General features: G+C 50.2%; 7 protein-coding genes. 1 reads left to right on the forward strand and 6 read right to left on the reverse strand.

What is annotated here, in order from left to right; genetic code table 11:
- The 6 genes from ACTS3T_RS07220 to ACTS3T_RS07245 form a co-directional block, all read right to left on the reverse strand.
- Positions 1 to 878 (reverse strand): carbohydrate ABC transporter permease (locus ACTS3T_RS07220; protein WP_462934868.1); only part of this gene is annotated, 878 nt, incomplete at its 3' end.
- Positions 878 to 1,786: a carbohydrate ABC transporter permease gene (locus tag ACTS3T_RS07225; protein WP_377965906.1), complete on the reverse strand. Its 909-nt coding sequence runs from the start codon at positions 1,784 to 1,786 to the stop codon at positions 878 to 880. The genes ACTS3T_RS07220 and ACTS3T_RS07225, both read right to left, overlap by 1 nt.
- An 8-nt stretch (positions 1,787 to 1,794) precedes the next feature.
- Positions 1,795 to 3,135, reverse strand: a complete 1,341-nt coding sequence (locus ACTS3T_RS07230) for an ABC transporter substrate-binding protein (protein ID WP_462934869.1) — start codon at positions 3,133 to 3,135, stop codon at positions 1,795 to 1,797.
- Positions 3,136 to 3,285: 150 nt separating this feature from the next.
- Positions 3,286 to 3,726, reverse strand: coding sequence for an NUDIX hydrolase (locus tag ACTS3T_RS07235; RefSeq protein ID WP_377965910.1), 441 nt, complete (start codon positions 3,724 to 3,726; stop codon positions 3,286 to 3,288).
- Between the two features lie 223 nt (positions 3,727 to 3,949).
- Positions 3,950 to 5,293 carry a TRAP transporter large permease gene (locus ACTS3T_RS07240; protein WP_377965912.1) on the reverse strand — a complete coding sequence of 448 codons (1,344 nt, stop codon included), beginning with the start codon at positions 5,291 to 5,293 and terminating at the stop codon, positions 3,950 to 3,952.
- A complete protein-coding gene (locus tag ACTS3T_RS07245; RefSeq protein ID WP_377965986.1) occupies positions 5,277 to 5,828 on the reverse strand; it encodes a TRAP transporter small permease subunit in 552 nt (183 codons plus the stop codon). Before ACTS3T_RS07245 ends, ACTS3T_RS07240 begins: the two co-directional genes overlap by 17 nt.
- Positions 5,829 to 5,960: 132 nt before the next feature.
- Here ACTS3T_RS07245 and ACTS3T_RS07250 point away from each other — a divergent pair, with 132 nt between their 5' ends.
- Positions 5,961 to 6,467, forward strand: a complete 507-nt coding sequence (locus tag ACTS3T_RS07250) for a TrmH family RNA methyltransferase (protein WP_377965914.1) — start codon at positions 5,961 to 5,963, stop codon at positions 6,465 to 6,467.
- Positions 6,468 to 6,779 lie beyond the last annotated feature (312 nt).

Raw genomic sequence — 6,779 nt, forward strand, 5'->3', positions numbered from 1 at the left:
GAGCCTGCCGTCAGCCCTTGCACAATCTTGCGCTGGAAGAAAAGCACCAGCACAATTAGCGGCAGCGTGCCAACAATGGTAGCCGCCGCCAGAGGGCCATAAGGAACTTCAAACAAGCTAGTCCCCCCTAGCTGAGCGGCTGCAACCGGGATAGTTTTCATACTCTCGCGAGTAATGAACGTCAACGCAAAAATGTATTCATTCCAGGCGAAGATAAAGGCCAGAATCCCTGTCGTAACCAGGGCGGGCAGCGTCATCGGCAACACAATCTGCCACAGCATTTGCACCGTATTGTAACCATCGACTTTAGCGGAGTCTTCTAAATCTCGCGGCAACTGCTGAAAAAAGCTCCGCATTACCAAAATCGTCAGCGGTAAATTAATTGCTGTGTAAGGAATAATCAGCGCCAGATAGTTGTTGGCTAAACCAGCCAAACGAATCACCTCTAGCAGCCCTAAAAAGAGCAAAATATAGGGGAACAAGGTGATAATTAGCACCGTACCCAAAATAATCCGCTCGCCCGGAAGTTTGAGTCGGGCTAAGGCATAAGCTGCCGGAGAGCCAATTGCCAAACACAGCACGGTAGAGACAATCGCCACCAAAGCGCTATTGAAGATATAGATATAAAAGCGATTGCGCCTGAACAGGTCAACGTAGTGATCCCAGGTAAGCTGATCAAAACTGGGAAAATAAACTACGGAATCGGCTGTAATCGCTGCTGTGGTTTTAATCGAAGTGAGCAATTCCCACAGTACTGGGCCAAGGCTAAACAAAACCACAAAAATAATCGCAATCCACTGGAGAATCTTCATCCAGGCAATGCCTGAATCGCGGGCTTTAGTAGCCTGCTGGGTTGAGGGTTCTTGAGCGGTGGTCATTAGCTTTCAACTCCTGTCGTGCTGCGGACTCTGCTGATACCCAAGCCTGCTAACCCGACAACAGCTACCAAAATTAAAAAGGTAACTACCACCAGTGCAGCCCCATAGCCAAAATCGAGATAGCGCATCACTGTTGCATAGACATAGAGCGAAACCATTTCGGTTGCGCCCCCCGGCCCCCCCTCGGTCATGACTTGAATCAGGTCGAAAATGCCGAAGGACTGAGCAAAGCGAAACAACATAGCAATCAAAATTTGTGGCATCAGCAGCGGTAGCGTGATTTGCCGAAAACTTTGCCACGGACTTGCCCCATCGATTGCGTGTGCTTCATATAAATCTGCTGAAATCGATTGCAAGCCTGCTAACAGCAAAATCGCAATAAACGAAGTGGTTTTCCAGACATCAGCGGCAATTACCGCCACCATTGCCCACTGCGGATCGCCTAACCAGTTAACAGGCTGATCAATGATGTGAAACCAATTCAGCAACATGTCGTTCCAGACGCCATACTGGTCGTTAAAAATCCAGCGCCAAGCTAGGGCAATTAGGGCGGTTGGCAACGCCCAAGGCAAAATAGCGATGGTGCGAACCGCTCCTCTGCCTCGAAAAGCTTGATTGAGCGCCAGTGCCACACACATGCCCAAAATTAGCTCGATGATCAAAGAGACGCTGGTAAAAACAGCGGTATGGATAATGCTGTTCCAAAAGCGGCTGTCGAGCGCCATTCGCACATAATTGTCAAAGCCGATAAAGACGGTGTCTAGCCCGGTGCTAAGGTTTTGAGCAAATAGACTCAGAATAAACGCCCGTATAATCGGGTAAGCATAGACCAGCAGCAGCAGCAAAGCAGCCGGCAAAATTAGCAACCAGCCTGTGCGAACTTCTCGGCTGCGAAGTTTTCCTTGCATGGTTTCTCCTATGACTGCTGGGTAACATTACTACCAAGTACCCGTCGGGTTTCACCCGCTGCCGCATTCATGGCATCTTCGGGGCTGATTTGATTGGTAAGGGCGGCGCTGAGATAGCGCTGCAAAATATCAGAAATTTGGGCGTACTGACCCACAGGCGGGCGGGGCACGGTTTCTTCTGCTACCTGAGCCAGTTCTTGATAGTGATTGTATTTGGCTAAAATCTCTGGATCTTCAAACAGATCGCGACGGCTAGGCACGTAAGAATACTCCAGCACAAAGGTTTTCTGTGCTTCGCGGCTGGTGAGAAATTCTACCACTCGCCATGCTTCATCGGGGTGAGGGGTCGTTGCTGAAATAGCGAACCCCCAACCACCCAAACAGGCGGCGGCATCGGCATCAGGGGCATGCACCATTGGCTTGAGACCGACCTTACCTTGAACGGGAGTTCCTTCGCGGTTGACTTGCGCCCACGCATAAGGCCAGTTGCGCATAAACACGGCATTGCCATTTTCAAACAGGCGGAGGGCGTCTTCTTCGATGTAGTTGGTGACGCCGGGGGGAGTAATATTTTCAGCTATCAGAGTGCGCAAAAATTCGACTGCTTGATAGGCTGCTGGGCTATCAAGACCAACTTCTAGGGTTTCTGGATTGACCCAAAAGCCGCCGTAGCCCGCAATCACTTCTACAAAAACGGTGGCAAGCCCTTCATACTGTTTGCCCTGCCAGGAGAAACCCCACGGTACCTGACCTTGTTCTTGTAAGGTTTTGGCTGTTTGCTCTAACGCCTCAAAGGTTTCCGGCGGTTCAAGTCCGGCCTGTTGCAAGAGGTCGCTGCGATAGTAGAGCATGCCCATATCGGTGCGGAAAGGCATGCGGTAAAATCCGCCCTGATAGCGGCCTGCTTCTACGTCAGCTTCTAAAAAGGCGGTGAGGTCGGCTTCGTTGACGCGATCGCTTAAATCCATCAACCATCCGGCTGCTGCAAACTTTGGCACCCAAACGACATCTGCATAAACGACATCGTAGGGAGAATCACCGAGTAAAAAGGAGGTGGTATAAAGGTTTTCAACTGCGTCGCTAGCATTGGGGCCGCGAATCATTTCGAGATCAATGTCGGGATTTTGGGCTTCAAATTCCTGTTCGAGGATCTCTAGCTGATCGACTTCCAGCGATCGCACCAGAAAAGAGACGCTAACTTTTTCTTGCGTAAAGGCGTTGAGGCTAGAAAAGAGGATGCCTGCACACACAACAAAGGCGATCGCCAGCCAGCCTAAACGCGATCGCCTCCAATGCGGCGAGAATTTTCCTGTTTTGAAAACTCTCAACAATATTTCCCAAGGTTTCATGAGTTCAGCTTAAAAAGGGACGCCGCTAGGCGGCTTTCACCCGAACGAGTAAAGCTCAGGTGTGGAATTCTCTCCATTGTAAGAACGGATATCTCTACAGAATGAGTGACGCCAAATAGGTTTGCATCTATTAAAAGACTGAAACGTTACTCAAAACTGGCCTGAAAATTGAGCAATAAAGTCTAGCAAAATTTGCTGATGGGGCAAGCCTAAGGGTCGATCTTCGGCCAGCTTTGCCGAATAACGATAACCCCGCTGTACGTCGGCAATAGAACACAAGCCTAAATCTTGTCCTTCATTGAGCGTCAAAGCGTCAACGGCAACGGTCAGCGGGCCGTAGTAGACGTTGCGAATAATGTTTTGATCAACCCGGCGGTGGAAAAGTTCTAGCCGAGGCGCTAAATAGCCAATTTCTTCTTGCAGTTCTCGATAAACGGCTGTATCTGCCGATTCACCGGGTTCAATGTGGCCGCCAAAAAAGCTCCAGTGCCCAGGATAGACGATGGTGGGAATGTCGTCTCGCAACTGTAGCAAAAACTGGTTGTCTTGGTGCAAAATGGCGATCGCAACTTCAACAGGTGGCTGGGTCATAGGAGGCAAAGCTTGATAGGGCTAAAGACGGCAGACTAAAGGCTGCAGGTAGCCTAAAAGGCTCTCTGCCAGAAGCTTTTCGTAATTTAGGGGTTGAACCGGAGTGGCTACAACGATCACTATCTACCCAAAGGATAAGGCTCAATCAAACCCATGTTTTCTGACGTTGACGACCCCAAAACCCGCTAATTCTAGTGGGGCGATCGCTGCTGTTGCGCCATTGTCAGCGGCTTAAGCCGGGTAGATAGTTAACCAACGGCGGAAAGACAATAATCAGCACCAGCACCAAAAGCTGCAGCACAATAAAAGGAGCGGCTCCTCGGTAGATATGGCCTGTTGTGACTGCTTTTGGTGCTACACCACGCAGATAAAAGAGGGCAAAACCAAATGGAGGCGTAAGAAAAGAGGTTTGCATATTTGCTCCAATGACTACGCCATACCAAACCAGCCCACTTAAGCCATAAAGCTGCTCAGCAATCGGGGCAAACAACGGCACCACAATAAAGGCAATTTCAAAGAAGTCAATAAAAAAGCCTAAGACAAAAATCGTCAGCATGCTGACGACCAAAAAGCCAACCTCCCCACCCGGTAAACGGGTAAGGGCGTCAAAAATAAAGCGATCGCCGTTCAAACCTCTAAAAACCAGGCTAAAAGCGGTAGATCCCAGCAAAATAAAAATCACCATACTGGTGGTGCGCAGCGTACTGTCGCAAACCTGCCGCAATCCCTGCCAGGTGAGCTGACGGTTAAGCGCCGCTAACACCAATGCGCCAACCCCGCCCAACGCTCCTGCTTCTGTCGGTGTGGCGACGCCAAAAAAGATGCTACCCAGCACTAGCAGAATCAGCACCAGAGGGGGCACCATCACCTTGAGCACTTTAAGCGCCAGCGATCGCCCCCTGACGGCTAGCAATTCTTTGGGTAAGGCCGGAGCCAGATCAGGCCGCAGGTTTGCCACCACCAGCACATGCAGGGCAAACGCTGCCGCCATCATCAACCCCGGAATTAAAGAGCCAATAAACAAATCTCCCACCGAGATGCCGAGCTGATCAGCCAGCACCACCAGCACAATACTGGGCGGCACAATCTGTCCCAGCGTGCCGGAAGCCGCAATTGCCCCAGCTGCCAGCGATTTGTCATAGCCATAGCGCAGCATCGTTGGCAGCGAAATTAACCCCATTGTCACCACCGTCGCCGCCACCACTCCGGTCGTCGCTGCCAGCAGTGCCCCTACCACCACCACTGCCAGGGCTAAACCGCCACGGACGCGGCCAAAAAGCTGACCCATCGTTTCGAGCAGGTTTTCGGCAATGCCCGATTTTTCTAGCATTGCCCCCATAAAAATAAAGTAGGGAATCGCCAGCAGCGTAAAGTTTTGCATAATGCCGAAAATGCGCTGCGGCATTGCCGTCAAAAAAATAGGATCAAAGACGCCGAGCGAAATGCCAATAATGGCAAACAGCACCGCTACCCCACCTAGCGAAAAGGCTACCGGATAGCCCAGCGATAGCAGCACCAAAGCCCCGCCAAACATCGTGGGGCCAAGCCATTCATAAGCGAAGGTCATGATCGTCCTCCGCCGTTGAGGGAGTTGTGAGAATAGCTAGATTTTTAATTGTTTCTGAAATGCCTTGCAAAATCAGCAGGCCAAAGCTGATGGGGATAAAACTTTTAATGGGATAGCGAGGCAAGCCACCCGGATCAGGAGAAACCTCGCGGATAGCCCAAGCGGCCAGAACCGCCTTCCACGAAAATACAATCACCAATCCGCAAAACGGCAGCAAAAATAGCAGCGTGCCGACTAACTCAGCGATCGCTTTACGCTTACCCTGCCAGCGAGCTTGAAAGACATCAACCCGCACATGGCCGTTATGCTTCAGCGTATAAGCAGCCCCCAGCAAAAACACCAGATCAAACAAATACCACTGGCTTTCAATCAGAGCGTTGGAACTAAGGTTCTGGCCGATAAAGTAGCCCAAGTAGCGACCGACTACATTCCACACGCCAATGCCTAGCATTAGCAGCACCAGCCAGTAGGCCAAACGACCTATGGCCTCATTAAACCGATCAATCCAGCGGGAAATTTGCAGCAGCCTTTCCACAGTTATTTTCTGAGCCATAAAAAGGGCGATCGCTGAATTTGCCCTGCCGTCAAACCCAGCCGACCATGTCAATCTGTCGTAGTATTTTACAGCGATGCCGTTCCCTTCCTTTGCCGCTCAGCCCGCTCTGTTATGCGATCGCGCTACGAACAGCTACCTCGCCATTCGTTAATTATTTGTGCTTCGCTGGTGCAAAACGCGATGAACTTAGGGGCATTGTGTCGAACCGTCGAGGTTTTTCGCTTGCAAGCGCTGGTGTTGCCGACCTTAGCCGTTGTGCAAGATCGGCAATTTCGTAAGTTAGCTGCTTCAGCGCATCAGTGGCAACCTTTGCAAGCCTGTTCTGCCGATTGCTTAGTCAGCCAAATTCAAGCTTGGCAGCAGCAAGGTTACGGGGTTTATGCTTTAACACCAGCGGCTACCGCTAAAAAGTTACCGCTGTTTGAGTTTCCGCAAAAAGCTGTGTTAGTACTCGGTCGAGAGCTGACTGGAGTCCCCCCAGAGATTATGCAGGCTTGCCAGGGGGCGATCGCTATTCCGCAATTGGGTTTAGTGGAATCTTTAAATGTCAGTACAGCAGCGGCGATCGCCATTTATGCCTATACACAGCAGCATGGCTTGCCAGAACCAGAGGGTTGACGCTAAAGCAGATTTTGGTCAACATTGGGTATTATTACGGATTTTATTAATAAACAAAGGCATTTTTAGGCGCAATTGAGTTTATATTCCTAAATTATTTTTGGCTTAACCCCTGGCTAAAACGCTCTTAAAGTCTTTTCGCTAACTTAAGCCTGTAAGACCGATTCTTCAAAGTAAAGGTACAGACGAAAATGCCGAAACGTCTGCAGAGCAAAGACTGTTCAATTCAAAATCGAGAATTGATATAAGTCCGGCATCTTTGGTTTGGTTAAAGCTCAATATGTCATGGCAAAAGCATTCGTTGCTATGCGA

It is taken from the genome of Almyronema sp. (assembly GCF_052168255.1).
Lineage (GTDB): Bacteria > Cyanobacteriota > Cyanobacteriia > Phormidesmidales > Phormidesmidaceae > Sphaerothrix > Sphaerothrix epifaneia.

Coding starts and splice junctions, on each gene's coding strand:
- ACTS3T_RS07225 (WP_377965906.1), bottom strand. CDS start 1,786: ATGCAAGGAAAACTTCGCAGCCGAGAAGTTCGCACAGGCTGGTTGCTA.
- ACTS3T_RS07230 (WP_462934869.1), bottom strand. CDS start 3,135: ATGAAACCTTGGGAAATATTGTTGAGAGTTTTCAAAACAGGAAAATTC.
- ACTS3T_RS07235 (WP_377965910.1), bottom strand. CDS start 3,726: ATGACCCAGCCACCTGTTGAAGTTGCGATCGCCATTTTGCACCAAGAC.
- ACTS3T_RS07240 (WP_377965912.1), bottom strand. CDS start 5,293: ATGACCTTCGCTTATGAATGGCTTGGCCCCACGATGTTTGGCGGGGCT.
- ACTS3T_RS07250 (WP_377965914.1), top strand. CDS start 5,961: ATGCGATCGCGCTACGAACAGCTACCTCGCCATTCGTTAATTATTTGT.